The organism is Streptomyces sp. NPDC042201, assembly GCF_055582185.1.
Map to the genome: position 1 here is coordinate 82,373 of NZ_JBVJDS010000013.1, position 25,504 is coordinate 107,876.

21 protein-coding genes and 1 riboswitch are annotated in these 25,504 nt (G+C 72.7%); of the genes, 12 read left to right on the top strand and 9 right to left on the bottom strand.

Annotated features, from left to right (window positions below):
* Positions 1-92 precede the first annotated feature (92 nt).
* Positions 93-1,298: a cysteine desulfurase-like protein gene (locus ACZ6MZ_RS28005; protein ID WP_469355081.1), complete on the bottom strand. Its 1,206-nt coding sequence runs from the start codon at positions 1,296-1,298 to the stop codon at positions 93-95.
* A gap of 179 nt (positions 1,299-1,477) precedes the next feature.
* On the opposite strand from ACZ6MZ_RS28005, the gene ACZ6MZ_RS28010 reads away from it, so the two are divergent.
* The 8 genes from ACZ6MZ_RS28010 to ACZ6MZ_RS28045 all read left to right on the top strand — a co-directional run bounded on the left by ACZ6MZ_RS28010 (position 1,478) and on the right by ACZ6MZ_RS28045 (position 9,072).
* Complete coding sequence (locus ACZ6MZ_RS28010; protein ID WP_469355083.1) at positions 1,478-2,257, top strand: Fpg/Nei family DNA glycosylase; 780 nt, start codon at positions 1,478-1,480, stop codon at positions 2,255-2,257.
* A 137-nt stretch (positions 2,258-2,394) separates the two neighbouring features.
* Positions 2,395-3,429: an acyl-CoA dehydrogenase gene (locus ACZ6MZ_RS28015; RefSeq protein ID WP_389785454.1), complete on the top strand. Its 1,035-nt coding sequence runs from the start codon at positions 2,395-2,397 to the stop codon at positions 3,427-3,429.
* Between the two features lie 71 nt (positions 3,430-3,500).
* Complete coding sequence (locus tag ACZ6MZ_RS28020) at positions 3,501-4,280, top strand: PIG-L deacetylase family protein (RefSeq protein WP_469355085.1); 780 nt, start codon at positions 3,501-3,503, stop codon at positions 4,278-4,280.
* On the top strand, positions 4,277-4,894 hold the full coding sequence (locus ACZ6MZ_RS28025; RefSeq protein ID WP_469355087.1) for an SAM-dependent methyltransferase: 618 nt from the start codon (positions 4,277-4,279) through the stop codon (positions 4,892-4,894). The genes ACZ6MZ_RS28020 and ACZ6MZ_RS28025 overlap by 4 nt, the downstream gene beginning before the upstream one ends.
* Entirely contained in the window at positions 4,891-5,616 is a 726-nt protein-coding gene (locus ACZ6MZ_RS28030) for a glycosyltransferase family 2 protein (protein ID WP_469355089.1), read from the top strand. Before ACZ6MZ_RS28025 ends, ACZ6MZ_RS28030 begins: the two co-directional genes overlap by 4 nt.
* A gap of 145 nt (positions 5,617-5,761) precedes the next feature.
* The gene (locus ACZ6MZ_RS28035; RefSeq protein WP_384180760.1) at positions 5,762-6,037 is read left to right on the top strand and encodes a hypothetical protein; all 276 of its coding nucleotides are present in this window, start codon (positions 5,762-5,764) and stop codon (positions 6,035-6,037) included.
* A 216-nt stretch (positions 6,038-6,253) separates the two neighbouring features.
* A complete protein-coding gene (locus tag ACZ6MZ_RS28040) occupies positions 6,254-7,441 on the top strand; it encodes a lycopene cyclase family protein (protein ID WP_469355091.1) in 1,188 nt (395 codons plus the stop codon).
* A 101-nt stretch (positions 7,442-7,542) separates the two neighbouring features.
* Positions 7,543-9,072, top strand: coding sequence for an FAD-dependent oxidoreductase (locus tag ACZ6MZ_RS28045; protein ID WP_469355092.1), 1,530 nt, complete (start codon positions 7,543-7,545; stop codon positions 9,070-9,072).
* A 9-nt stretch (positions 9,073-9,081) separates the two neighbouring features.
* Here the strand turns inward: ACZ6MZ_RS28045 and ACZ6MZ_RS28050 are convergent, their stop codons facing one another.
* The 6 genes from ACZ6MZ_RS28050 to ACZ6MZ_RS28075 all read right to left on the bottom strand — a co-directional run bounded on the left by ACZ6MZ_RS28050 (position 9,082) and on the right by ACZ6MZ_RS28075 (position 15,198).
* The gene (locus ACZ6MZ_RS28050) at positions 9,082-10,101 is read right to left on the bottom strand and encodes a DUF5914 domain-containing protein (protein WP_469355093.1); all 1,020 of its coding nucleotides are present in this window, start codon (positions 10,099-10,101) and stop codon (positions 9,082-9,084) included.
* Entirely contained in the window at positions 10,098-11,099 is a 1,002-nt protein-coding gene (locus tag ACZ6MZ_RS28055) for a phytoene/squalene synthase family protein (protein WP_469355095.1), read from the bottom strand. Before ACZ6MZ_RS28055 ends, ACZ6MZ_RS28050 begins: the two co-directional genes overlap by 4 nt.
* On the bottom strand, positions 11,096-12,634 hold the full coding sequence (locus ACZ6MZ_RS28060; RefSeq protein WP_469355097.1) for a phytoene desaturase: 1,539 nt from the start codon (positions 12,632-12,634) through the stop codon (positions 11,096-11,098). Before ACZ6MZ_RS28060 ends, ACZ6MZ_RS28055 begins: the two co-directional genes overlap by 4 nt.
* Entirely contained in the window at positions 12,631-13,785 is a 1,155-nt protein-coding gene (locus tag ACZ6MZ_RS28065; RefSeq protein WP_469355098.1) for a polyprenyl synthetase family protein, read from the bottom strand. The genes ACZ6MZ_RS28060 and ACZ6MZ_RS28065 overlap by 4 nt, the downstream gene beginning before the upstream one ends.
* A 263-nt stretch (positions 13,786-14,048) precedes the next feature.
* On the bottom strand, positions 14,049-14,219 hold the full coding sequence (locus ACZ6MZ_RS28070) for a hypothetical protein (RefSeq protein ID WP_384180747.1): 171 nt from the start codon (positions 14,217-14,219) through the stop codon (positions 14,049-14,051).
* A 106-nt stretch (positions 14,220-14,325) separates the two neighbouring features.
* Complete coding sequence (locus ACZ6MZ_RS28075; protein WP_389785412.1) at positions 14,326-15,198, bottom strand: undecaprenyl-diphosphate phosphatase; 873 nt, start codon at positions 15,196-15,198, stop codon at positions 14,326-14,328.
* Positions 15,199-15,521: 323 nt separating this feature from the next.
* Between ACZ6MZ_RS28075 and ACZ6MZ_RS28080 the strand changes: the two genes are divergently transcribed.
* Genes ACZ6MZ_RS28080 through meaB form a run of 3 tightly spaced genes read left to right on the top strand, consistent with a single transcriptional unit; the run spans position 15,522 to position 20,591 of the window.
* Positions 15,522-17,399, top strand: a complete 1,878-nt coding sequence (locus ACZ6MZ_RS28080) for a methylmalonyl-CoA mutase family protein (RefSeq protein ID WP_469355099.1) — start codon at positions 15,522-15,524, stop codon at positions 17,397-17,399.
* Positions 17,399-19,600: a methylmalonyl-CoA mutase gene (gene scpA, locus ACZ6MZ_RS28085; RefSeq protein ID WP_469355101.1), complete on the top strand. Its 2,202-nt coding sequence runs from the start codon at positions 17,399-17,401 to the stop codon at positions 19,598-19,600. The genes ACZ6MZ_RS28080 and scpA overlap by 1 nt, the downstream gene beginning before the upstream one ends.
* Before the next feature lie 4 nt (positions 19,601-19,604).
* Complete coding sequence (meaB, locus tag ACZ6MZ_RS28090) at positions 19,605-20,591, top strand: methylmalonyl Co-A mutase-associated GTPase MeaB (RefSeq protein ID WP_384180739.1); 987 nt, start codon at positions 19,605-19,607, stop codon at positions 20,589-20,591.
* An 81-nt stretch (positions 20,592-20,672) separates the two neighbouring features.
* On the opposite strand, the gene metE is transcribed toward meaB, so the two are convergent.
* Positions 20,673-22,985, bottom strand: coding sequence for a 5-methyltetrahydropteroyltriglutamate--homocysteine S-methyltransferase (gene metE / locus ACZ6MZ_RS28095; RefSeq protein WP_469355102.1), 2,313 nt, complete (start codon positions 22,983-22,985; stop codon positions 20,673-20,675).
* 170 nt (positions 22,986-23,155) lie between these two features.
* A riboswitch (cobalamin riboswitch) is annotated at positions 23,156-23,363 on the bottom strand.
* A 258-nt stretch (positions 23,364-23,621) separates the two neighbouring features.
* Here metE and ACZ6MZ_RS28100 point away from each other — a divergent pair.
* Positions 23,622-24,704 (top strand): enoyl-CoA hydratase/isomerase family protein, encoded by a 1,083-nt coding sequence (locus ACZ6MZ_RS28100; protein ID WP_469355104.1) that lies wholly within the window; start codon positions 23,622-23,624, stop codon positions 24,702-24,704.
* A 7-nt stretch (positions 24,705-24,711) separates the two neighbouring features.
* On the opposite strand, the gene ACZ6MZ_RS28105 is transcribed toward ACZ6MZ_RS28100, so the two are convergent.
* Complete coding sequence (locus tag ACZ6MZ_RS28105) at positions 24,712-25,416, bottom strand: TVP38/TMEM64 family protein (RefSeq protein ID WP_469355106.1); 705 nt, start codon at positions 25,414-25,416, stop codon at positions 24,712-24,714.
* Positions 25,417-25,504 lie beyond the last annotated feature (88 nt).

A 25,504-nucleotide genomic window follows, 5' to 3' on the forward strand; every position in this document is an offset into this window, starting at 1 on the left:
GCACCGAGTGGTCGGCTCGCACCCCTGGCCGCGGTGCGAGAGCCGCGTGCGTACCCTCGCCGTCGATGTCGCCCTCGCCCTCGCCTTCGCCGTCAGTCGGCCAGCTCGGCGACCCCGGCGAGCAGCCGGTCCACGTCCGAGGAGTCGTTGTAGTGGACCAGCCCGGCGCGGACCGCGCCGCCGGTGTCGCGCAGGCCCAGCGCCCCGGTCAGCTCCCACGCGTAGTTGTGGCCGCTCCAGACGTTGACGCCCCGGGCCGCGAGGTGCCCGGCGACCTCCAGGGGAGTGTGGCCGGCCACCCTGAAGTAGGCGGTCGCGGTGCGATGGGCGGGCTTTCCGTACAGGGTGACGTGGGCCATCTCCTCAAGTCCGCCCAGCAGTGTGCGGAAGAGCCGCTGCTCGTAGGCTTCCACGGCCGTCATCGAGGCGAGCAGCCGCTCCCGCCGCGAACCGGTGCCGACGTCGGCGCCGGCACCGTCGAGCGAGGCCAGATGCTCCACGGCGGCTGTGACACCGGCCAGGTCCGCCAGCGGGGCGGTTCCGGTCTCGAACCGCTGGGGCACCTCGTCGGGAGAGCAGATCAGCTTGTCGGGGCGCAGCGTCTCCAGCAGGGCCACGTCGGCGACGACCGCGCCGACGTGGGGTCCGGACCACTTGTAGGCGCTCGTCGCGTAGAAGTCCGCGCCGAGCGCGGCGACGTCGACCGGGACATGGGGGGTGGCGTGCACCCCGTCCACGTAGGTCAGGGCGCCCACCGCGTGGGCCTTGGCCGTGATCGCGGCGACGTCCGGACGGGTGCCCAGTACGTTGCTGGCGGCGGTGACGGCCACCAGACGGGTGCGCTCGTTCAGCAGGGTGTCGTACTGGCCGGCCGGCAGCTCCCCGGTCTCCAGGTCGACCTCGGCCCATCGCACGACCGCGCCCGCCCGCTCCGCGGCCTGCACCCAGGGGCGGACGTTCGAGTCGTGGTCCAGCCGCGACAGTACGATCTCGTCCCCCGGCCGCCATGTCGCCGCCAGGATCTGGGAGAACCGGTAGATCAGCGTGGTGGTGTTGGCTCCGAGGACCACGCCCTCCGGCCGGCCGCCGACCAGGTCGGCGACCGCGAGGCGGCACGCGTCGACGACGGCCTGCGAGCGGTGGCTCGCCGGGAAGGTGCCGCCGACGTTACCGATCCCGGCGCGGTACGCGGCCGCGATGGCCTCGATCACCGTCTCCGGCGTCTGGGTGCCCGCCGCTCCGTCGAGATAGGCGACGCCGTCGCGCAGTGCGGGGTACGCCGCGCGGATCGCTGCCATGTCCAAGGCCATGCTGATGAGTCCCTTCGGATACGGGTCCTGCTGCTGGGCTCAGCCTCACCCGGGGCGGGGCGTCATGGGAAGTGACGAAGAGAGAAACGGACGTTTCCGGATCATGAACGATGCCGAGCGGTGGAAGCGGTGGCGGCGGATGCCCCGCGCCGCGGAGGAGGGGCCGTATGCCCGAGCTGCCTGACGTCGAAGCGTTCCGGAAGACCCTCGCGTCCTGCGCGCGGGGCAGACGGATCCAGCGGGTCGAGGTGTACGACGCCGGTGTCCTGCACGGGGTGAGCCCGCGACGGCTGAGCCGCGATCTGGAGGGGCGGAGGTTCACCGAGCCCGAGCGGCACGGGAAGTGGCTGCTGGCACGCACGGACGGGCCCACCCTGCTCCTGCATTTCGGCATGACCGGACTGCTCGTCTGCTGCCGGCCCGATGACGCGCTCCACGCTCATGACCGTGTCGTGTTCACGGTGGGGGACGACCGCCAGCTGCGCTACCGCGACCAGCGCAAACTCAAGGGCCTCTGGCTGGCCGGGGAAGCCGGTGTCGCCCGGTTGCTGGACGGTCAGGGACCTGACGCGACAGAGATCGACAGAAGCGACTTCGACGCGCTTTTCAGTGGGCGGCGCGGCACCGTCAAGAAGGTCCTCACCGATCAGTCCCACTTGGCGGGGCTCGGCAATCTGCTCGCCGACGAGATCCTCTGGCGGGCCCGGCTGTACCCGGCCCACCGCGCCGGCAGCCTCACCGAGGACCAGCGCGGACAGCTGTACACGGACATGCGGCGGACGCTGCGCTCCGCGGTACGGGCCGGCCGCGTACCCCCGCGCAGGACCTGGCTCACCGGACACCGCGACGACACGGATGCGAGATGCCCGCGCTGCGGCGAGCGGCTGCGCCGGGAGCGCGTCGCCGGGCGGGGCACCGTGTGGTGCCCCCGATGCCAGGCCGACTGACCTCGTTTTGCCGCCGCTCCGCGGGTGCGTCAGCACGTCGTGCCGGTAACAGTGAGGCGGTGCGGTCTCAGCGATGGCTGAGGGTCCTGAGGTTCCTGTGCTGATCTGGAGGTCCGGTGTCCGAGATCGTTGGGCAGATGGCTGGCGCCGTACCAGCGGGGGACTCGCCCGGGCGCGATGAGGCGGGGGACTTCACTCCCGCGGTCGCCCGGCGGGAGGCCGCCGAGGAGTTCACCCGGTTGGCCGAGTCGGGTGCGCTCGATATGCCGTTGCCCGGCTCGGGCCGTACCGAAGAGCGTTTCCGGGCACTGCGTACGGTCGCAGAACGGGACCTGTGTGTGGCACGGCTCGCCGAGGGGCACGCCGACGCGCTGGCGATCCTCGCGGAGCTCAAGGGCCCGGCCCCGCGGCCGGGGGAGCGGTGGGGCGTCTGGGCGGCGGAGCCTCCGGGCGAGGGGCTGACGGCTGTCCGCAAGGGCGGCGCGTGGCAGGTCAGCGGGGTGAAGCGGTACTGCTCGGGCGCGAGCAGCTGCACCCGGGTACTGGCCACGGCGGTGGCCGACGACGGGCGCCGGCTGTTCGCCGTGGACATCGGGGCGGCCGGGGAGCGGTGCCGCCCGGTGCCCGGGAGCTGGCAGGCGATCGGCATGGCCGGCAGCGACACACCAGATGTACGGTTCGACGCGGTGCCGGCCGAGCCGGTCGGCGGCGTGGAGGCGTATCTGCGCCGGCCCGGTTTCCAGCACGGCGGCATCGGAGTGGCCGCCTGCTGGTACGGCGGTGCCAGGGCGGTCGCCCGGACCCTGGCGGGCGCCGTCCACACACGGAAGCCGGACCCGCACCTCGCGGCGCACCTCGGCCATGTCGACATGCGGCTGCACGCCGCCGAGACCGTTCTGCGGCGCGCGGCCCAGGAAATCGACCGCGATCCACTCGATCAGCAGGGCGAGGCACGGGTACGCAGCCTCCGGGTCCGGGCCCTGGTCGAGTCGGTCTGCGCCGACACCCTCGTACGGGTCGGCCGCGCCACCGGGGCGGGCCCCCTCTGCCACGACCTGCGGCACGCCCGCAACGTAGCCGACCTGACCGTCTACATCCGTCAGCATCACGCCGAACGGAATCTGGCCGAACTCGGCTCGCTGATCGCCGGACCGGAAGGCGACAGCCGATGACGCCGGACGAGCAGTGCTCGCCACCCGTACGACCTTCGCCCTCCGTGCGACCTTCGCCCTCCGTACGACCCTTGCCATCCGTACGGCCCTCGCCACCCGCGCGGGTGAACGCCGCCAACGCGATCGAGGCGCCGGGCACCGACGAGCGGCTGTGGCGCTCGTGGCCGGGGCTGCCCTCGCTGCCAGAGGCGGTGCTGCCCCGGCGCGGCCACGTCGTGGTGGTGGCGGCGCATCCGGACGACGAGGTGCTGGGCTTCGGTGGCGGTATGGCGCTGCTGGCTGCCGCCGGTGTGCGCCTCACTGTCGTCGCGGTCACCGACGGCGAGAGGTCACACCCCGGCAGTCTGCTCGTCACCCCGGCCGGCCTGGCGGAGATCAGGGCCAAGGAGACCCTCGACGCCCTCGCCGAACTGGGCGCCGCCCACGCGCGAGTGATCCGGCTGGGACTGCCGGACACCGCCGTCGCCGACTGCGAAGCGGAGCTGACCACGCGACTCGTTCCGCTGCTCACCGGCGCCGCACTGTGCGTGGCCCCCTGGACCGGAGACGTCCACGCCGACCACGAAGCCGCCGGACGCGCCGCCGGTGCGGCGGCCCGCCGCACGGGCACGCCGCTTTATCTGTACCCCGTGTGGATGTGGCACTGGGCTCAGCCCGGTGACCCCCGCGTCCCCTGGGAAGAAGCCGCTCGCATCCCCCTGCCGCCCGGCGTCGTCGCCCGTAAGGCCGCCGCCCTGGACCGGTTCGCCAGCCAGATCCGCCCGCTCGGCCCCGGCGCTGCCGACGCGGCCGTGCTGCCGCCCGAGGAATTGGCCCACCACGCGCGGGACATGGAGGTGGTCTTCCGATGAACACCGCGGCGTCCTACTTCGAGGAGATGTACCGCCGCGGCCCCGACCCGTGGGGTCTCGGTGAGCGCTGGTACGAACACCGCAAGTACGACCTCACCCTGGCCGCTCTGCCCCGTCCGCGCTACCGGTCCGCTTTCGAACCCGGCTGCTCGGTCGGGGAACTGACCGCGCGGCTGGCCGTCCGCTGCGAGGCGGTGCTGGCCTGCGACCGGATCCCCGGCCCGGTGGCGACCGCGGCCCACCGCAACGCCGCACACCCGCACGTCAGCGTCCGTGAGCTCGTCGTGCCCGACCAGTGGCCCGACGGCTCCTTCGACCTGATCGTGCTCTCCGAGCTCCTCTACTACTTCGACGAGCCGCACCTGCACCGGCTGCTGGAGCGCGCGCTGTCCGCGCTCGAACCCGGCGGCACCCTGGTGACCGCTCACTGGAATCACCCCGTGGCCGAGCATCTGCGAACCGGTGACGAGATCGCCGGCATGCTCGCCGAGCTCCCCGGGCTGACGCTGATGACCGATCTGCGGGACGCCGACTTCGTCCTCCAGATCCATGGCCGTCAGTACGGGGACGGCTCCCCCGCGCTCTCACCGGCGGCGGCCGAGGGGCTGGTGTGAAGCCCGCGGCCCTGGCCGTGGTCGTCCCCTCTCACAACGACGCCCCTCTGCTGACCCGTGCGCTCGCCGCCTTGCGGACAGCACGTCACCATCCGGATGTCGCCGGGCTGCGGGTGATCACCGTCGTGGTCGCCGACGCCTGTACCGATCACACGGAGTCCGTGGCACGCCGGGCCGGAGTGGGAGTCATCAGGATTGCGGCCCGCAACCCCGGCCTGGCCCGCGCCGCGGGAGCGGCACACGCACTGAGCCTGCTCGGCGTACCGGCCGAGTCGGTCTGGATCGCGACGACCGACGCCGACGGCACCGTCCCCGCCCACTGGCTCGCGTACCAGAAGGCTCAGGCGCGGCGGGGGTGGGACGCCGTCATCGGTACCGTCACCGTCGACAGCTGGCCGGCCGAGGGCGGCCCCGGCCTCCCGGCCCGGTTCCACGCTCTCTACGGCGCCACGCGCCCGATCGACGGCCGACGGTGGCGCCACCCCCATGTCCACGGCGCCAATCTCGGTGTCGCCGCCCACGCTTATGTGCGCGTCGGCGGCTTCCCCCCGCTCGCCACCGGCGAGGACCACGCACTGGTCGCCGCGCTCGAACGCCACGGCCACCGCATCCTGCGCACCGACGCGTGCCCCGTCACCACCTCGGCGCGGCTGGCCGCGCGGGCCCGCGGCGGATTCGGCGACCACCTCCGCGACCTGGCCGGCGGCTCCACCACCGGCTGAGCGGAACCCGGCTGAGCGGACACCTGGCTGAGCGGACACCCACCTGAGCGGCACCCGCCGCGTCCAGCACGCGACCTCCGGATGCGGGCGGGCGCGCTCTGAGTGACCGTGGAGGGGAGAGTGCACTCGATCCCCCGGGAGAGTCATGATCGTCAAAATGCTCCACCGCAAAGGGCTCCGCAGCGAGCACATGTACACCGCCGCCTTCGCGTCCATCGGTCTCACCGTCGTCTCATGGGTGGGCTCCCTGAAGTACGAGCCCCGGGGAGGCGTGGACCGCGCCGACCGCTGGGGAATCTTCGTGGGCGAGTGGGCGCCGACGTTCTTCGCCCTCGGTCTTGCCCTGTCCCACTACGAGCGGGAGGACGCGCTGCAGGAGGCCCGGCGCAGCGAGGTGCCGTCCGACCTGTCCTCGCTCTGACCTGAGCGTGCGGCCCCCGCCTGCGAGAGGCGGGGGCCTCGCGCTGTCCGGGAGCGAGCCGGAGCCCCGAACGCCATGAAGGCCCTCAGGACACACCCCGCCACGAAGGAATCCGGCCCGTCGCGCGCGTCACGTACCCCCCTGGGGGAGGGGACTACGGAAGGATCGGTGCCACGCGGACGTGGCAACCGGCCGTCGCGCGGTTAAGGAGACACGGTGCGGGACGCGGACGTGGTCATCGTGGGCGCCGGCGCGGCGGGGCTGTCGCTCGCGTACCGGCTGTGCGAGCCGCGGCCCGGCGGCCGGGCGCTGACGGTCGTTCTCGTCGACGCGCCCCGGGGCCCGTTGCGGCCGCCGGAGCGCACCTGGTGCTTCTGGGAGGCGGCGGGCGGTCCGTACGACCCTGTCCTGGCCGCCTCCTGGGACCGGCTGCGCGTACGGGGTCCACGGGGGGACACGACGGTGGGGAGGACCGCGCCGCTGCGGTACAAGATGCTCCGGTCGCGCGCGTTCGAGACGCTGGTCGGCGAGCGGCTGTCCGGGCCGCACGGCTGCCGCCGGATCGAGGCCGCGGTGGAGTGGGTACGGGATGTACCGGGCGGCGCCGCACTGTACGGACACGACGCGGCGGGCGGCCCGGTCGCTCTGACGGCTCGCTGGGTCTTCGACTCGCGGCCGCCGCCTCACCTCCCGCCGGCGCGCACGACGCTGCTCCAGCACTTCCGGGGCTGGTTCGTGCGCACCGAACGGCCGTCCTTCGACCCGGGGGTCGCGGACCTGATGGACTTCCGTACACCGCAGCCCGCGCACGGCCTCTCCTTCGGCTATGTCCTGCCCCTCGCCCAGGACGAAGCGCTCGTGGAGTACACGGAATTCTCCCGCGAGGTGCTCGACGGGCCCGGATACGACAGGGCGCTGCGCCACTACACCGAGGAGATCCTCGGCCTCGGCGCGATGCGCGTCACCGCCTCGGAACACGGTGTGATCCCGATGACCGACGCGCGCTTCCCACGCCGCGTCGGACGGTCCGTGTTCCGCGTCGGCGCGGCGGGCGGCGCCACCCGTCCGTCGACCGGGTACACCTTCGCCGCCGTACAGCGGGAGGCGCGTGCGGTGGCGGCCGATCTGCTGGCCGGCCGGCCGGTCCGCCTCCGGCCGCCGTATCCGGCCCGGGCCCGCGCCATGGACGCGGTCCTGCTCCGGGCCCTGGACACCGGGCGGGTCGACGGCGCGGAGTTCTTCACCGGGCTGTTCCGGCACGTCCCGACGAAACGGCTGCTGCGGTTCCTCGACGGCCGCTCCCGGATAGCGGAGGACCTCCTGATCGGCCTGCGCACACCGGTGACGCCCATGCTGCGCACCGTCGCGGAACTGCCCCGCCTGCCGTGGCGTCCGTCGCCCTGACCAGTCCCCCCTCCACCTGCCCTCCGACCGGGAAGAGAAGGCCGGATGACCTTGCCGCGCGCTCATGAACTGTCCGACGCGTCGACCGGGGAGGGGGCGCGATGAGACGAGGACGCGACCGGCGGGCCCGCAGGGTGCCCGCGCCGTACGGGCGGGAACGCATCACCGGCACGGCGCCGCACGTCGGGGTGATCGGCGCAGGCATCGCGGGTCTCGCCGCCGCCACCGCGCTGGTGGAACGCGGCGTACGCGTCACGCTCTACGAGCGCGAACACAGCCTCGGCGGGCGGCTCGCGGGCTGGCCCGTGCGGCTCGCCGACGGCTCCCCGGCCACCATGAGCCGGGGCTTCCACGCCTTCTTCCGGCAGTACTACAACCTGCGGGGCCTGTTGCGCCGGGTGGACCCCGAGCTGCGTATGCTCACCGGCGTTCCCGACTACCCGCTGCGGCACAGCGGGGGAACGCACGACAGTTTCGCGCGGGTGCCGCGCACTCCGCCCTGGAACGCCCTGGGATTCGTCGCCCTCAGCCCCGCCTTCGGCTGGCGGGACCTGCTGCGGATGAACCCGGCGGCCGCGCTGCCCCTGCTCGATGTCCGGGTGCCGCGCGTCTACGAGCGGCTCGACGGGGTGAGCGCCGCGGAGTTCCTGTCCAGGATCCGCTTCCCCGAGGCCGCCCACCATCTGGCCTTCGAGGTCTTCTCGCGCAGCTTCTTCGCCGATCCGCGTGAACTGTCCGCCGCGGAGCTCGTCCTGATGTTCCATATCTACTTCCTCGGATCCAGCGAGGGGCTCCTCTTCGACGTGCCGGCCGAGCCCTTCCCCCAGGCCCTGTGGGAACCGCTCGGCCGCTATCTGGAAAAGCACGGCACCCGGCTGGCCCTGGGTACGGCGGTGGACGGGGTGGAGCCCGACGAAGGCGGCGGTCCTACCGTCACCGTCGAGGGCCGGCGACTGCGCCACGACGCGCTCGTCCTCGCCCTGGACACCGCCGGGTTGCGTCAGCTGGTCGCCGCCTCGCCGGAATTGGGCGACGCGCCATGGCGCTGTGCCGTCGCCCGGCTGCGTACCGCGCCGCCGTTCCTGGTGTCGCGGCTGTGGCTGGACCGGCCGGTGGCCCCGGACCGGGCCGGCTTCCTCGGCACCAGCGGCTACGCGTCGCTGGACAACGTCAGTGTGCTGGAGCGCTGGGAGGGCGAGGCGGCCCGCTGGGCCCACCGCACCGGCGGCTCCGTGGTGGAACTGCACGCCTACGCGCTCGACCCGGGCGCGGACCGCGGGGCCGAGCAGGAGCGCCTCGTCGCCCAGTTGCACTGCGTCTACCCGGAGACGCGCCACGCGAGGATCATCGACGCCCGGCACGAGTGGCGGGCCGACTGCCCGCTGTTCCCGGTGGGAGGCTTCACCGGCCGGCCCACGGTACGCACACCGGACCCGTCCGTGGTGCTCGCGGGCGACTTGGTACGCACCGGCCTTCCGGTCGCTCTGATGGAGCGCGCGGCGACCACCGGATTCCTCGCGGCGAACGCTCTCCTGGAGCGCTGGGGAGTACGCGGCCACGCCCTATGGACGGTGCCCGGGAAGGGCCGTTCGGCCGCTCTGCGGGCGCTGGCACGGCTGGGCGAGCACTGACGCGCGTCCTCAGCCGGGGAAACGGCCGCTGCTGCGCAGTTCCCAGCGGCGTTCCGCGTAGGCGAGGTCGTCCCGCCACAGGCGTCCCGCCGCCGCGCGCATGAGGGGACGCAGGACAGGAGCCACGGCGCGTACGGCAGCGAACCCGGGGCGGTCGGAGGCGGCGACGACCGCCTCGACCACCGCGGTACGCGGTCTGCCGCGTTCGTCGGGGCCGAGCGGAGTGGCATGGGTCTCGACGACCGAGCCCCGGCCCTCGCCCTCGGTGATGTGCATGACGACCGTGCGCGGCTCCGGGGCCTTGAACACCGCTCTGACCGGCACCACCACCCGTCCGGCGACCTTGAAGGAGACATCGACCGTGAAGCCGTCGCAGTCCCCCGTCGCAGCGCCGTCCGGTGTTGTGAGGACGGTGAGATCGACGAAGGAGTACGGATGGAACCACGCGCCGTGCCAGGGATCGAGCCTGTTGGCGATCACATCGTCCGGCTCGCAGACACCGACGGCCGTGCAGACGGCCTCGACGGCCCCGGCGGGGCGCGGCCGGGCAGGGACGACCGGCCGTTCGAGGGGCACCTCGCCGCCGATCCGGTCGAGGCGCACCCAGGCCAGGACTCCGTCGTCGTACGCCGGGAAGGGGTTCCAGTTGGCCAGCGGCGCACCGTCCAGGGCCAGTCCGTGCCAGTGGCAGACGAGCGTGCCGCAGCGCACCGGACTGTCCTTGAGCGGAGCGCCGAGGTGCGGGCAGGCCCCAGGACCGGCCACGAGCCGACCGGCCGCGTCCCGCCAGGCCACCACCTCGACCCCGGCGACGGTGCGTCCGAGCGGCCGGCGGGCCGTGATGTCCCGCGCGGCACCGATGACGTACCAGTTGCCGGAGGGGCGGGCCAGCGCGCGCTGCAGCGCCTCGGCGATGATGCCCGGTCTCGCCTCGCGCCAGGTGGGACGCTGCCGCTCCCAGGCCACGGGGCCGCGGCGCAGCCGCACCGGGTAGCGGCCGCGGCGCGGGCGGCGGTCCCCGCCGGTCATACCGCCTCCTCCGGTACGGGCTCGGTGACCGGCTTCCGGCAATGACGCGCCGGCCAACTGGACCGCCCCGCCCGCATCCTGGCCGCCGCCACCCGCACCAGGCCGTCCAGCGCCACGGCGGCACGACGCCGCCGGGGTACGACGGCGCGGCGGTGCAGCGCGGCGTAGCCGTCGTCCTCCACCGCGTCGAGGATGCCCCCGTACAGGACGCACGCGGTACGGATGCACGGCCGGGCCACCGGATCGAGCAGCGGGATGCCCGGCACAGCCTCCCGGTAGACGCCCCGGGTGAGGGCGGCGGCGGCCTTCAGCGCGGCGGTGATGCGCGGATCGCGGTTCCCGGTGACCCGGCTCCACAGCAGCAGTTCGCGGTCGGCCCCGCAGGAGCCGAGCAGATCGGCGGGCAGGTAGACGCGGCCGCGGTCCAGGTCCTCGCCGATGTCCCGGAGGAAGTTGGTGAGCTGGAACGCGACGCCGAGCGCCGCCGCGTGCGGGGCGGCCTCCTCCCGGGGCACGACCGTGCCGAGCACCGGCAGTATCTGCAAGCCGATCACCGCGGCGGAACCGTGTATGTACCGGCGCAGGGCCGGGTAGTCCAGGTAGTCCGTGACCTCCAGGTCGGTGCGCATGGCCGTCATGAAGTCCGCGAAGTGCCGGTGATCGATGCGGTACGCCTGCGCCGTGTGGGCGAGCGCCCTGACCACCGGCTCGGTGCTGACGCCGTCGCGCAGCCCGGTGTCCAGCCGCTGTCGCAGTGCGTCGAGCGCGCGAGCGCGCCCGGCCGGGGTCGCACCGCTGTCCAGGTCGTCGACGATGTCGTCGGCCCAGCGGGCGAAGCCGTACAGCGCGTGCACGGCCGGCCGCCGCTCGACCGGCAGCAGCCGGGTGGCCAGGAAGTACGTCTTGCCGTGCCGCGCGTTGAGCCGGCGGCAGTGTGCGTAGGCGGCGCGCAGCGCGGGCTCGGTGATGCCCGCGGCGTCCAGTTCGCGGTCGGTCATGCCGGGGTGCCTTTCGACGCGGAGCGTGGGCCGCGGGCCGGCGTGGAGCGTGGTGGCCGGAGCCCTGTGACACGGGCCGCCGCGAGTTTCCCGGAGATCAGCACGGTCGGCACGCCGACGCCCGGGGTCGTACCGCATCCGGCGAGCACGGCGTTCTCCGTACCGCGCACCAGATTGCGCGGCCGGAACGGCCCGGTCTGCGCGAAGGTGTGGGCGGCGGAGAAGGGCGTACCCGCGGCGTGTCCCTGGGCCGTCCAGTCCACCGGCGTGACGAGGCACTCCTCCTCGATGGAGGAGCCGAGGCCGGCGAGCCCGCGACGCTCCAGTTCGGCGAGCAGGCTGTCGCGGTAGCGGGGCGCGAGGTCGTGCCAGTCACGGGCGCTGGGCCCGATGTCGGTGTTCGGGCACGGTGCCAGGACATAGTGCACATGGCGGCCGGGAGGCGCCAGCGCGGGGTCGGTGGCCGTCGGCCGGGTGATGAGTAGCGAAGGATCCGTCATCAGCCGCCCGGTACGGGTCAGTTCGCGGAAGGTGCCCTTCCAGGCGGCGCCGAACGAGAGGGTGTGGTGAGCCAGCCCGGGCCAGGTGCGGTCGGTGCCGGCGTGCAGGATCACCGCGGAGGGCGAGTGGCGCAGCGGCAGGGGGCGGCGCGGCCGGCGCCCGAGCAGCCGGTAGGCCACCGGCAGGTCGGCGGTGAGCACCACGGCGTCGCACGGGACGCGTTCCTGGCCGGTGACGACGGCCGTGATCCGGTCGCCGCGCCGTTCGAGCCGGGTGACCTCGTGGCCGTAACGGAATACGGCGCCCGCGTCGGCCGCCGCGTCCGCCATGGCCCGTGGCAGGGCGTGCACGCCGCCACGCGGGAAGTACACACCGGCGACCGTGTCCATGTAGGCGATGACGGCGTACGCGGCGAGGGCGCGGGCGGGCGGCACTCCCGCGTACAGGGCCTGGAAGGAGAAGATCCGGCGCAGCCGTTCGTCGGAGAGGAAGCGGCCGACGCGCGCGTCGAGGCGGCCGAACCCGCCGAGGGCCGCCAGCCGGGCCAGGTCGGGATGGAGGAGCCGCAGCGGGGAGTCGAAGTTGGTGTCGATGAAGCGGCGCATCTGGACCCGGTACAGCTCTTCGAGCCAGGACCGCAGCCGCCGGTAGCCGATCGCCTCCCGGGCGCCCGCGAACCGCTCGATCCCGGCTTCCATCGCCGCCGGGTCCGTGTGCACGTCGAGTGCGGTGCCGTCGGCGAACCGGGCGCGGTAGGCGGGGTGAAGAGGGAGGAGTTCCACCCGGTCGCGGAGCGAGTCGCCGACGGCCGCGAACGCCTCGTCGAGGAGGTCCGGCATGGTCAGTACGGTCGGTCCCGTGTCGATGCGGTAGCCGTTGCGCTCGATACGGCCCGCCCGGCCCCCGGGCTGGGTGCCGCGTTCGACGACGGTGACCCGCCGTCCCGCGCCGAGCAGATGCAGGGCGGCGGACAGTCCGGCGAGCCCCGCGCCCACCACCACGACGTGGTCGGTGGGTCCGGTGAGCGTTCTCATGGCTTCCCCGCCTCGGTCGACGTGACCAGGAGCGGTGACACGGGCGGGCCGTCGCCGAGCCGGCCGGACGGTGCGCGGACGGCCGGGGGGAGACCGGCGACCGTGTACAGAAGTCCATGAAGCCGGTGGAGAGCCGCGGGTTCGAAGGTGCCCCGGTCCAGATGGCGGGTGCTGTTCGCCAGCAGCCGGGCGATCTTCTTCTCGACCGTGGCGTGTGCGCCGGTCGCCACGAGCACGGACCGTACCCGCGCGAGGCCGTCCTCGGACAACCGCGCGTCGCCGAAGGCGCTTTCGAGGACGGTGACCGAAGCACGGTCCCCGTTCGCCTCGGCGCGCGCCCGCGCGACCGCCACCAGATAGGTGGGCTTGCCCTGGCGGATGTCCTCGCCGGACGGCTTCCCGGTGCGCGCCGGGTCGCCGAATACGCCGAGAATGTCGTCGCGCAGCTGGAAGGCGATACCGGCGCAGCGGCCGGCGGAGCGGAGCGCCCGGGTGGTGCGCCGGTCGGCCGAGGCCAGGGCGGCGCCCATGGCCAGCGGCCGTTCCACCGAGTAGAGGGCGCTCTTGAGACAGGCGGTACGGATCGCCTGAGCCGTCGACCGGGAGCCGTTGGCCTTGCCGTGCAGGTCGAGATACTGGCCGGCGACCATCTCCGTCTTCATGGCCCGCCAGATCCCGTGCACCCGGCGGCGGACCTCAGGGGTGAGAACGGTGTCGGCCACGAGATCGTCCGCCCAGGCCAGGGCCAGGTCTCCGACCAGGATGGCGGCGCTCCTGGCGAAGGACTCGCGCTCGCGACGGCCGGGAACGGATTGGTACTGGTCGGCGATCTCGGTGTGTACGGCGCGTCCGCCCCGGCGTGTGGGGGAACCGTCCATCACATCGTCGTGTACGAGCGCGCACGTCTGGATCAGTTCGAGTGCGGCGGCGAGCCGGAGCGCGGAGTCCACGTCCGCCGTGTCGCCGCAGGACCGCAGCCCCCACCACAGGAACTGGGACCGGGTGCGTTTGCCCCCGCCGAGGGTGAAGCGGGCGAGCCGCTCGGCGACATCGCGCGCGAACGTGGCGTCGATCGCCTCGGCCTCGGCGAGCCGGCCGTGCAGCAGTCCGTCGAGCACGCGGCCTACGGCGCCCGGTACTTCGACATCCACCGTCTCCGGTGTGGAGCAGGCCGGACACCACGTCGGAGGCGTTGCGGTCCGGCGCGTCGCGCGTGCACGCGCCGCGTCGATCGGATGCGGGCATTTGTCCGGATGTGTAGATCCTGCGACCACATGCTCAGTCGATCATGGGTGCGGGACACGCGCGACGCGGGCGCGTCCGGGCGGATACGCCCAAGTGGTGAGTGTCAGGCCCCGGTCCCGGTCCCGGTCGTCGCCGAGCCGTACGGCGGAGGCGCGGCCGCCGTCGAGGGTCAGGCCGCCTCGTCGACGCCGTCGTGCAGGGCCGCGGCCCACTCCAGGAGCAGCACCTCGTACGCCTCGGCAGGCCACGTCCCGTCGGCCGCGTCGACGAGGGCGCGGATCCGTTCGTTGGCCGCGACGGCGCCGGAGGCCGAGGAAGCGGATCCGGAAGTGAAGGACATGTGACAAACCCTAGGGGCAGGGAGGGGTCTCTGAGGACCGATCAAGGAGCGTCCTTGCTCACACTCGTCGTTCCCGGGCCGCCCGCCCCGCCCCCGCCGGGGTCGGTCAGCCGCCCGACTCGCCCGCGTGCGGGCTCAGGGTGTCCGTACCGATCAGGACGAACAGGACGATACCGAGCAGGATCCGGTAGATCACGAACGGCATGAAGCTCTTGGTCGTGATGAACTTCATGAACCACGCGATGACCGCGTATCCCACGGCGAACGCGATGAGTGTGGCGAAGATCGTCGGGCCCCACGACACATGGCCCTCACCCGCGTCCTTCAGCTCGAAGACACCCGAGGCGAGGACCGCGGGGATCGCGAGCAGGAACGAATAGCGCGCCGCCGCCTCGCGGGTGTACCCCATCAGCAGACCACCGCTGATGGTGGCGCCCGAGCGGGAGACACCGGGCACCAGGGCCAGGGCCTGGCAGAAGCCGAAGATCAGACCGTCCCTGACGCCCAGCTCCCTGAGCGACTTGCGCTCCTTGACGGCGCGGTGCTTGCCGCCGGTCTCGTCACGGGCGGCGAGGCGGTCGGCGATGCCGAGCACGATGCCCATCACGATCAGCGTGACGGCGATCAGGCGCAGATCGCGGAACGGGCCCTCGATCTGGTCCTTGAAGGTGATGCCGAGCACGCCGATCGGGATCGAGCCGACGATGACCAGCCAGCCCATCTTGGCGTCGTGGTCGCCGCGCATCGCCTTGTTCGTCAGCGAGCGGGACCACGCGGAGATGATCCGGGCGATGTCCTTGCGGAAGTAGATCAGGACGGCCGCCTCCGTGCCGATCTGGGTGATCGCGGTGAACGCCGCACCCGGGTCGTGCCAGCCGGCGAACGCCGCGGTCAGCCGCAGATGCGCGCTGGAGGAGATGGGCAGGAACTCGGTCAGCCCCTGGACGAGCCCGAGGATGAAAGATTCGAACCAAGACATGAGGTGCTACGCCATCCAAGGAATGATCATGCACTGGCCGGTGGAACCCCGGCGCAGTGGCGGACTGAGGGCTGACGGTCGATGCGCGGGATCGAAGGTGATGTGCCCAGTGCGAGAGCGATGGCGATCACGTGCCGGTCGTGGGCAGCGTAGCGTCTGCGGGTGACGCGACTGCGGCCAGGCCCCTGCCACCAACGGGTCGCGCGCGCGTCGCGTAGGGAATGACGCGCCGTGAAAGACCTAAATCCGGGCCGGTACAGCGAGGGAAAGGTCACATGGACGCGCCCTGCTGCTCGTTCCGTGAGCTGTCTTAACATCTGGTCATGACGGTCCTGCCTGACGACGGGCTCTCCCTGGCCGCCGAGTTCCCCGATGCGACCCGCGAACAGTGGCAGAGCCTGGTCGAAGGCGTACTGCGCAAGTCGGGTCGGGACATCTCGGGGCCGGCGGCCGAGGACGCGCTCTCCACGACGCTCCAGGACGGGCTTGCCACCCGTCCCCTGTACACCGCCGACGACGCCCCGGGCGACGCCGGCTACCCCGGCTTCCCGCCGTTCACCCGGGGCGGCAGACCGGCGGGCGGCGCCGTCGCCGCCTGGGACGTACGGCAGCGTCATACGCGGCCGGATCCCGCGCGGACCAATGAGGCCGTCCTGTCCGACCTGGAGAACGGGGCCACCTCGCTGTGGCTGACCGTCGGCGCCGGCGGTCTGCCGGTGTCCGCTCTCGACACGGTGCTGGACGGGGTCTACCTCGACCTGGCCCCCGTCGCGCTCGACGCCGGTGACGCGTTCGGGCCCGCCGCGCGGGAGTTGCTGCGGCTGTACCGCGAGCGCGGGGTGGAGCGCCAGGACGCCCGCGGCACCCTCGGCGCGGACCCCGTCGGGCAACTCGCCCGTACGGGAAGGGAAACGGCGGGCTCCACCGAAGAGGCCGCCGAACTCGCCGCGCTCTGTCACCGGGAGTATCCCGGCCTGCGCGCCGTCACGGTGGACGCGCTGCCGTACCACGAGGCGGGCGCCTCGGACGCGCAGGAACTGGGCTGTTCGCTCGCCACCGGCGTCGGCTGGCTGCGCGACCTCACCGCGGCCGGACTCTCCGTCGAAGCCGCCTGCGGACAGCTGGAATTCCGCTACGCCGCCACCGCCGACCAGTTCCTGACCATCGCCAAACTCCGCGCCGCACGGCGGCTGTGGTCCCGGGTGGCGCAGGTCTGCGGCGCGGATCCGGCGGCCGGCGCGCAGCGCCAGCACGCGGTGACCTCCTCGGTGATGATGACCCGGCGCGACCCCTGGGTGAACATGCTGCGCACGACGGTCGCCTCGCTGGCGGCCGGGGTGGGCGGCGCCGACGCCGTCACCGTACTGCCCTTCGACCACGCCCTCGGGCTGCCCGACGCGTTCGCGCGCAGGATCGCCCGCAACACCTCGACGATCCTGCTGGAGGAATCCCACCTGGGCCGGGTCATCGATCCGGCGGGCGGCTCCTGGTACGTGGAGCGGCTCACCGACGAACTCGCCCACGCCGCCTGGGCGTGGTTCCAGGAGATCGAGCGCGCCGGAGGCCAGCGCGCCGCGCTGCGCGACGGGCTGATCGGCGAGCGGCTCGCGGCGACCTGGGAGGAGCGTACGGGACAGCTGGCCCGGCGCCGCGAACCCATCACCGGCGTCAGTGAGTTCCCGCAGCTCGGCCAGGCGCCGGTGGAGCGCGACGCGGCGCCGGCGGCCCCGGCGGGCGGACTGCCCACGGTCCGCCGCGACGAGGCGTACGAAGTGCTCCGCGCCCGCTCCGACGCCCATCTCGCCGCCACCGGCGCGCGGCCACGGGTCTTCCTCGCCGCCCTCGGCCCGGCCGCCGCGCACACCGCGCGGGCCACCTTCGCCGCCAGTCTCTTCCAGGCCGGCGGGATCGAGCCGGTCCATGACCCGGTGTCCGTCGACGCGTCCACGGCCGCCGACGCCTTCACCCGCAGCGGCGCCACCGTCGCCTGCCTCTGCTCCAGCGACGCGCTCTACGCGGAGCGGGCCGCGTCCGTCGCGGAAGCACTCAAGTCCGCCGGTGCCCGGCGGGTGTTCCTCGCCGGCCGCCCCGGCGAGCAGCGTGAGACATATCTACGGGCCGGAGTCGACGAGTTCGTCGCCGCGGGCGGCGACGCGGTCGCCGTTCTCACCTCCGTCCTCGACCGGATGGGAGTGGCGTGATGCGGATCCCGGACTTCTCCGAGATCGACCTCGGACCCGGCGAAGGGGCCGCGGTCACCGAGGACCAGTGGCGTACGGCCGTCAAGGAGCACACCGGCAAGGCCGACGGGGACTTCGTCTGGGACACCCCGGAGGGCATCGCCGTCAAACCCCTGTACACCGCCCAGGACACGGCGGGCCTCGACTTCCTCGCCACGTACCCCGGCATCGCCCCGTATCTGCGCGGTCCGTACCCGACGATGTACGTCAACCAGCCCTGGACCATCCGGCAGTACGCCGGGTTCTCCACCGCCGAGGAGTCCAACGCCTTCTACCGGCGCAACCTCGCCGCCGGGCAGAAGGGCCTGTCGGTCGCCTTCGACCTGCCGACCCACCGCGGCTACGACAGCGACCACCCCCGGGTGACGGGCGACGTCGGCATGGCGGGCGTGGCCATCGACTCGATCTACGACATGCGCCAGCTGTTCGACGGCATCCCGCTGGACCGGATGAGCGTGTCGATGACGATGAACGGCGCCGTACTGCCCGTACTCGCCCTGTACATCGTGGCCGCCGAGGAGCAGGGCGTACCGCCCGAGAAGCTGGCCGGGACCATCCAGAACGACATCCTCAAAGAGTTCATGGTCCGCAACACCTACATCTATCCGCCCAAGCCCTCGATGCGGATCATCTCCGACATCTTCGCGTACACCTCGCAGAAGATGCCGCGCTACAACTCCATCTCCATCTCCGGCTATCACATCCAGGAAGCGGGCGCGACGGCCGACCTGGAGCTGGCCTACACCCTCGCCGACGGCGTGGAGTACCTGCGCGCCGGACTCGGGGCCGGACTCGATGTGGACGCGTTCGCGCCCCGGCTCTCCTTCTTCTGGGCCATCGGCATGAACTTCTTCATGGAGATCGCCAAGTTGCGGGCGGCCCGGCTGCTGTGGGCCAGGCTGGTCAAGCAGTTCGACCCGAAGAACGCCAAGTCGCTTTCGCTGCGCACCCATTCGCAGACCTCCGGCTGGTCACTCACGGCGCAGGACGTCTTCAACAACGTCACCCGTACCTGCGTGGAGGCGATGGCCGCCACCCAGGGCCACACGCAGTCGCTGCACACCAACGCGCTGGACGAGGCGCTGGCCCTGCCCACCGACTTCTCCGCCCGGATCGCCCGCAACACCCAGCTGCTGCTCCAGCAGGAGTCCGGGACCTGCCGGGTGATCGACCCCTGGGGCGGCAGCGCGTACGTCGAGAAGCTGACCCACGATCTCGCCCGGCGTGCCTGGCAGCACATCGAGGAGGTCGAGGCCGCCGGCGGCATGGCGCAGGCCATCGACGCCGGTATCCCCAAACTGCGCGTCGAGGAGGCCGCGGCCCGTACCCAGGCGCGGATCGACTCAGGACGCCAGCCCGTCATCGGCGTCAACAAGTACCGGGTGGAGACCGACGAGAAGATCGACGTGCTCAAGGTCGACAACTCCTCGGTACGCACCCAGCAGATCGAGAAACTGCGGCGGCTGCGCGCCGAGCGCGACGAGAACGTCTGCCAGGACGCGCTGCGCGCCCTCACCGCCGCGGCGGAGGCGGGACCGGGCCCCGGCCTGGAAGGCAATCTGCTGCATCTCGCGGTGAACGCGGCCCGCGCGATGGCGACCGTCGGGGAGATCTCCGACGCCCTGGAGAAGGTGTACGGGCGCCACTCCGGGCAGATCCGTACGATCTCCGGTGTGTACCGGAACGAGGCAGGCACCTCCCCGGCCGTGGAGCGCACCCGCGCGGCGGTCGGGGACTTCGAGAGCGCCGAGGGCCGCCGCCCGCGCATCCTGGTGGCCAAGATGGGCCAGGACGGCCATGACCGCGGCCAGAAGGTGATCGCCACGGCCTTCGCCGACCTGGGCTTCGACGTCGACGTCGGCCCGCTGTTCCAGACGCCGGCCGAGGTGGCGCGGCAGGCGGTGGAGGCGGACGTGCACATCGTCGGTGTCTCCTCGCTGGCCGCCGGGCATCTCACGCTCGTACCGGCGCTGCGCGAGGAGCTGGCGGCGGAGGGCCGGGAGGACATCATGATCGTTGTCGGCGGGGTGATTCCGCCGCAGGACATCGAGGAGCTGCACCGCGCCGGGGCCGCCGCGGTCTTCCCGCCGGGCACGGTGATTCCGGACGCCGCGTACGACCTGCTGACGGGGCTGGCCGCCGCCCTCGGCCACGAGCGGTGAGCGCGTGCCGTCACGGATCGACATCGACAGCTACGCCAAGGGCGTTCTGGACGGCTCCCGTTCGTACATCGCCCGTGCCATCACGCTGGTGGAGTCCACCAGGCCCGACCACCGGGCGCTCGCCCAGCGGCTGCTGACCGAGCTGCTGCCGTACGCGGGAAAGGCGCGCCGGATCGGCATCAGCGGGGTGCCGGGCGTCGGCAAGTCCACCTTCATCGACGCGCTGGGGACGCTGCTCACCGGGCTGGGCCACCGGGTCGCGGTGCTGGCCGTCGACCCGTCCTCCAGCAGGACCGGTGGCTCCATCCTGGGGGACAAGACCCGGATGGAGCGGCTGGCGGTGGACCCGGCGGCGTTCGTCCGTCCCTCGCCCACGGCCGGCACGCTGGGCGGCGTCGCCAAAGCGACCCGCGAGACCATCATCGTGATGGAGGCCGCGGGGTACGACGTGGTGCTCGTCGAGACCGTCGGCGTCGGCCAGTCGGAGACCACCGTCGCCAACATGGTCGACTCCTTCCTGCTGCTCACCCTCGCCCGCACCGGCGACCAGCTCCAGGGCATCAAGAAGGGCGTCCTGGAGCTGGCGGACGTCATCACCGTCAACAAGGCCGACGGCCCGCACGAACGCGACGCGCGCTCGGCCGCCCGTGAACTCGCGGGCGCGCTGCGGCTGATGCATCCGGTGGACGCCGCCTGGACGCCGCCGGTGCTCAGTTGCAGCGCACGCGAGGGCAGCGGCCTCGATACCGTCTGGGAGCGTCTCGAACAGCACCGCGCGGTCCTCGAAGCCGACGGCCGGCTGGCGCGCAAGCGCCGTGACCAGCAGGTCGACTGGACCTGGTCGATGGTCCGTGACCATCTCCTGGACCGGCTGCGCGAGCACCCCGGCGTACGGGAAGTCGCGCCCGCGCTGGAACAGCGGGTACGGGAAGGAACGCTGACCGCGACCCTGGCCGCCGAACGCATCATCGAGACGCTGGATCTCTCCTAGCGCCCCCCGGCACCGGCGCTCGGTTCGGGTCGCGGTGCCGGCGGGCGGATTCCCGTCCGCCGGCACCGCGTTCCACCGGCGTCAGGACATACGCTCCCGCGTCGCCCGGGCCGCCGCCACCAGGTTCTCGAGTGACACCCGCACCTCCGCCCAGCCCCGCGTCTTCAGCCCGCAGTCGGGGTTGACCCAGAGCCGCTCCGCCGGAATCGCCTCAAGTCCCTTGCCCAGCAGGGCCGCCGCCTCGTCCGCCGAGGGCACCCGTGGCGAGTGGATGTCGTACACACCGGGACCGACCTCGCGCGGATAGCCGGCCGCGGCCAGCTCGTCGGCGACCCGCATGTGGGAGCGGGCCGCCTCCAGGCTGATCACGTCGGCGTCCAGGTCGTCGATGGCCGTGAGGATGTCGCCGAATTCCGCGTAGCACATGTGCGTGTGGATCTGGGTGTCGGAACGCACGCCCGCCGTCGTGAGGCGGAACGCCTCGGTGGCCCACTCCAGATAGCCGGGCCGGTCCGCCGCGCGCAGCGGCAGGGTCTCCCGCAGCGCGGGCTCGTCCACCTGGATGACGGCCGTCCCCGCGGCCTCCAGATCGGCGACCTCGTCCCGCAGCGCCAGCGCCACCTGCCGCGCGGTCTCGCCGAGCGGCTGGTCGTCACGGACGAAGGACCAGGCCAGCATGGTGACCGGGCCCGTCAGCATGCCCTTGACGGGCCGGCCGGTCAGCGACTGCGCGTACGAGGTCGTGGCGACGGTCATCGGGGCGGGACGCGAGATGTCCCCGGCGAGGATCGGCGGACGGACATAGCGGGTGCCGTACGACTGGACCCAGCCGTGCCCGGTGGCCAGATAGCCGGTGAGCTGCTCGGCGAAGTACTGCACCATGTCGTTGCGTTCGGGCTCGCCGTGCACCAGGACATCGATCCCGGCCTTCTCCTGGAAGGAGATCACCTCACGGATCTCGGCCTCGATCCGCTTGTCGTAACCGGCCTCGTCCAGCCGTCCCGCCCGCCGCTCGGCGCGCGCCGTGCGCAACTCCGAGGTCTGCGGGAACGAGCCGATGGTGGTGGTCGGCAGCAGCGGCAGTCCGAGCCGCTCGCGCTGGGCGACGGTGCGCTCGGCGTACGGCTGGTCCCGGCGGGCGTCCGCGGCGGTCACGGCCGCGGAGCGGGCCCGTACCGCGGGATCACGCGTGATCGCCGAGGAGGCCCGGGAGGCCAGATCGGCGCGGTTCGCCGAGAGCCGGGCCGCGATCGGTCCTGTGCCCCCGGCGAGACCGCGCGCGAGCGTGACGACCTCGTCGGTCTTCTGGCGGGCGAAGGCCAGCCACCGCGCGAGCTGAGGATCGAGCTCCCGCTCGGCCGCCGTGTCCAGTGGGACATGCAGCAGGGAGCAGGATGCCGACACATCGACCCGGTCGGCGAGACCGAGCAGCGTGGCCAGAGTGGTCAGCGAGGCCGCGAGATCGTTGATCCACACATTGCGGCCGTCCACCACCCCGGCGACGAGCCGCTTGCCGGGCAGACCGCCGACCGCCGCGAGGTCGCGGAGATTGGCGGCGGCGGGACCGGTGAAGTCCAGGGCGAGACCCTCGACGGGGGCCTTGGCCAGCACGGGAAGCGCCTCGCCGAGCCGGTCGAAGTACGACGCCACCAGCAGCCGGGGCCGGTCGGTGAGCGCCCCGAGCTCGCGGTAGGCGCGCGCGGTCGCGTTCAGCTCGGCGGGCGTACGGTCCTGGACCAGCGCGGGTTCGTCGAGCTGCACCCACTCGGCGCCGGCGGCCCTGAGATCGGCCAGCACCTCCGCGTACACCGGGAGCAGCCGGTCGAGCAGGGTCAGCGGCTCGAAGCCGACGGCCACACCCGGCGCGGGCTTGGCGAGCAGCAGATATGTGACGGGACCGACCAGCACGGGCCGGGCGGTGTGGCCGAGCGCCACGGCCTCGCGCAACTCGCCGACCTGCTTGGCCGAGTCGGCGCGGAAGACGGTGTCGGGGCCCAGCTCGGGGACGAGATAGTGGTAGTTGGTGTCGAACCACTTGGTCATCTCCAGCGGCGCGACATCCTGCGCGCCGCGCGCCATGGCGAAGTAGCCGTCGAGCGCGTCCGCCTCGACGGCGGCCCGGTGCCTGGCGGGGACGGCGCCGACCATGACGCTGGTGTCGAGCACATGGTCGTAGTACGAGAAGTCACCCGTGGGCACTTCACCGAGACCGGCACCGGCCAGCTGCCGCCAGTTGTCGCGGCGCAGCCCCTGGGCGGTCTCCCGCAGGGCTTCCGCGGTGACCCGGCCCTTCCAGTAGCCCTCGATGGCCTTCTTCAGTTCACGGTCGGGGCCCTGGCGCGGGTAGCCATGGACGGTGGACCGGGACGCCGCGGCTGCGGACTTGGGTGTCACGGGACTCTCCTTCGCGAGTCGTGCGGGAACGATCCCGGGTCGACCCGTGGGAAGCGAAGGAACGGAAGCCGGGGCGAAGCACACCGCGTCGCGCGCATGCCCGCCCGAGAACCGCCGACCCGCCCACGAGGTCACCGAGATCTCCGTGTGCGGTGCTCGCACACGGGCAGTGGCAGGTCTTCGGACTCATGGGCACGCCTCGTGGCCGTGACCGTACGTATCCGTACGGGTACGAAGCTCCTACTGGCCGTCGCTTCCCGGACGCGGTGCGTCCAGTGCGTATGACGGCGGTCGTTCCCACTCACCGCTGCGGGGCAGTCCCGGATTCCCACCGGGTTCCCTCTTACGACGCGTCTGCCTGGCGGGCAGGGCGAACCAGCTGCGTCCCCAGCGTAGACGAGTTGTTCCGAAGTAGCGTCGTCCGCCCGGAGGGCGGGCCCGGCGGTGTCCGGTGCGTGCGGTCGCAAGGCGCCGAGGTGCCCTCGTAGCGGAGCTACTAGGGCATTTCGGCAACGCCGCGTGCGTGCGTGCTGGGCGCCGCCGGGCAGACGGGACTTCGGAATGACTCGTCTAGAGCCACGGAGGGGGCGGGGACCAGCTAGATCCATGGAACGGACGTGTCCGATACTGGGGCGCATGCGTCGGATCACGGAAGGAACCAGCGAGAGCATGGGCCAGGACGGACCGGTACTGACCGGCAGGGCGGGCCGCACGGCCCACATCACGCTGAACCGCCCCCGCGCCCTCAACGCCCTCACCCACCCCATGGTGCTGACGATGTCCGCGGCCCTGGCGGAGTGGGAGCGGGACGAGAGCGTCGCCGCGGTGATCATCTCCGGGGCGGGTGAACGCGGGCTGTGCGCGGGCGGTGACATCCGCGCGATCCACGAGGACGCGCGCACCGGCGGCGGGGACGCCTCGACCGCCTTCTGGCGCGACGAGTACCGGCTCAACGCCCGTATCGCCCGCTACCCCAAGCCGTATGTCGCCCTGATGGACGGCATCGTGATGGGCGGCGGAGTCGGCGTCTCGGCGCACGGCAGCGTACGGATCGTCACCGAGCGCTCGGCCGTCGCCATGCCGGAGACCGGCATCGGCCTGGTCCCCGATGTGGGCGGTACCTATCTGCTGTCCCGCGCGCCCGGCGAGCTGGGAACGCATCTCGCGCTCACGGGAAGGGCGGTGGGCGCGGCGGACGCGCTGCTGTGCGGGCTCGCCGACCACTTCGTCCCCTCGGACCGGCTCGACGACCTGCGCGCCGCGCTCGCCGACGCGGACGTACGGGAGACGGTGCGCCGGTACGCGGGCTCCGCGCCGGAGGGCCAACTCGCCGCGGACCGGGGCTGGATCGACGCCTGTTACGCGGCCGATTCGGTGGAGGAGATCGTCGACCGGCTGCTCGGCGACGGCCGGCCGGCGTCGAAGGAGGCCGCGGAAACGATCCTGACCCGGTCACCCACCGCCCTCAAGGCCACCCTCGCCGCGCTGCGCCTGGCCCGCGGACTGACCACGCTGGAGCAGGTGCTCGACCAGGAGTACCGCGCCTCGTGCGCCGCGCTCACCACCCCTGACCTGCTGGAGGGCATCCGTGCCCAGGTCATCGACAAGGACCGCACGCCGCGCTGGTCGCCGAAGGAGCTGGCGCAGGTCACGGACGCGGAGGTGGAGCGGTTCTCCGCCCGGCCGCCCGGCGGTGACCTCGGGCTCGGCGCGGGCTGACGCGGACTCAGCGGCCGCCGAGGCGGTGGCGCTTGCGCCAGGCGAGCACCGCCGCGCCCAGACCGGTGAGGACGATGAAGCTCATCGCGAGCAGGAACGCCGGCGAGGTCGGGGACGACGCCTGGCTGCCCGCGACCACATAGGCACCGGTGTTGGGGATCGAACCGATCCCCGTCGCCAGCAGGAACGGCGTCCACCCCATGCGGGAGACGGCGGCGCAGTAGTTGGCCGCCGCGAACGGCACGCCGGGGAAGAGCCTGACCGCCAGCATCGACCGGAAGCCGTGCCGGCTGAGCTGACCGTCGGCCGCCTTCAGCCAGCGCCCCCGCAGCAGCGGACGCAGCGCCTCCTGCCCGAGGAAACGGCCGAGCCCGAAGGCGATCCCCGCGCCCAGCACCGTCCCCGCGAGCGCCGCGGGAAGCCCGAGCTGCGAACCGAAGAGCGCTCCGGCGGCGAGATTGAGCAGCGGACGCGGTACGAACGCGACGGCACACAGCCCGTACGCCACGGCGAACAGCACGACGGCGGCGCCGCCGCTGAGCTGCGTCGGCCAGCCGTCCGAGAGCAGTCTCTGCGGCTCGTACAGGAGCACAGCCGCGGCCGCCGCGCCCAGCACGACCACGAGCAGAGACAGACGCGACCAGGGCGAGAGCAGCGCCCTGGAGCAGCGGACAGCGAGGCCTGGGGACGGCCTGGGGACGGTGTCGAGCATTCGGGGAGACTAACCGACAAGCGTGTGTGATCGTCCCGACGACCGTGCGAAACCCCGTCATTCACGGCAAGACGCCACGCTCTCCGCA

Bases quoted from the DNA above. Each gene is read 5' to 3' on its own strand.
- ACZ6MZ_RS28005 (WP_469355081.1), bottom strand. From the start codon at position 1,298: ATGGCAGCGATCCGCGCGGCGTACCCCGCACTGCGCGACGGCGTCGCC.
- ACZ6MZ_RS28010 (WP_469355083.1), top strand. From the start codon at position 1,478: ATGCCCGAGCTGCCTGACGTCGAAGCGTTCCGGAAGACCCTCGCGTCC.
- ACZ6MZ_RS28015 (WP_389785454.1), top strand. From the start codon at position 2,395: ATGGCTGGCGCCGTACCAGCGGGGGACTCGCCCGGGCGCGATGAGGCG.
- ACZ6MZ_RS28025 (WP_469355087.1), top strand. From the start codon at position 4,277: ATGAACACCGCGGCGTCCTACTTCGAGGAGATGTACCGCCGCGGCCCC.
- ACZ6MZ_RS28035 (WP_384180760.1), top strand. From the start codon at position 5,762: ATGATCGTCAAAATGCTCCACCGCAAAGGGCTCCGCAGCGAGCACATG.
- ACZ6MZ_RS28045 (WP_469355092.1), top strand. From the start codon at position 7,543: ATGAGACGAGGACGCGACCGGCGGGCCCGCAGGGTGCCCGCGCCGTAC.
- ACZ6MZ_RS28050 (WP_469355093.1), bottom strand. From the start codon at position 10,101: ATGACCGGCGGGGACCGCCGCCCGCGCCGCGGCCGCTACCCGGTGCGG.
- ACZ6MZ_RS28055 (WP_469355095.1), bottom strand. From the start codon at position 11,099: ATGACCGACCGCGAACTGGACGCCGCGGGCATCACCGAGCCCGCGCTG.
- ACZ6MZ_RS28060 (WP_469355097.1), bottom strand. From the start codon at position 12,634: ATGAGAACGCTCACCGGACCCACCGACCACGTCGTGGTGGTGGGCGCG.
- ACZ6MZ_RS28070 (WP_384180747.1), bottom strand. From the start codon at position 14,219: ATGTCCTTCACTTCCGGATCCGCTTCCTCGGCCTCCGGCGCCGTCGCG.
- ACZ6MZ_RS28075 (WP_389785412.1), bottom strand. From the start codon at position 15,198: ATGTCTTGGTTCGAATCTTTCATCCTCGGGCTCGTCCAGGGGCTGACC.
- ACZ6MZ_RS28080 (WP_469355099.1), top strand. From the start codon at position 15,522: ATGACGGTCCTGCCTGACGACGGGCTCTCCCTGGCCGCCGAGTTCCCC.
- scpA (WP_469355101.1), top strand. From the start codon at position 17,399: ATGCGGATCCCGGACTTCTCCGAGATCGACCTCGGACCCGGCGAAGGG.
- ACZ6MZ_RS28100 (WP_469355104.1), top strand. From the start codon at position 23,622: ATGCGTCGGATCACGGAAGGAACCAGCGAGAGCATGGGCCAGGACGGA.
- ACZ6MZ_RS28105 (WP_469355106.1), bottom strand. From the start codon at position 25,416: ATGCTCGACACCGTCCCCAGGCCGTCCCCAGGCCTCGCTGTCCGCTGC.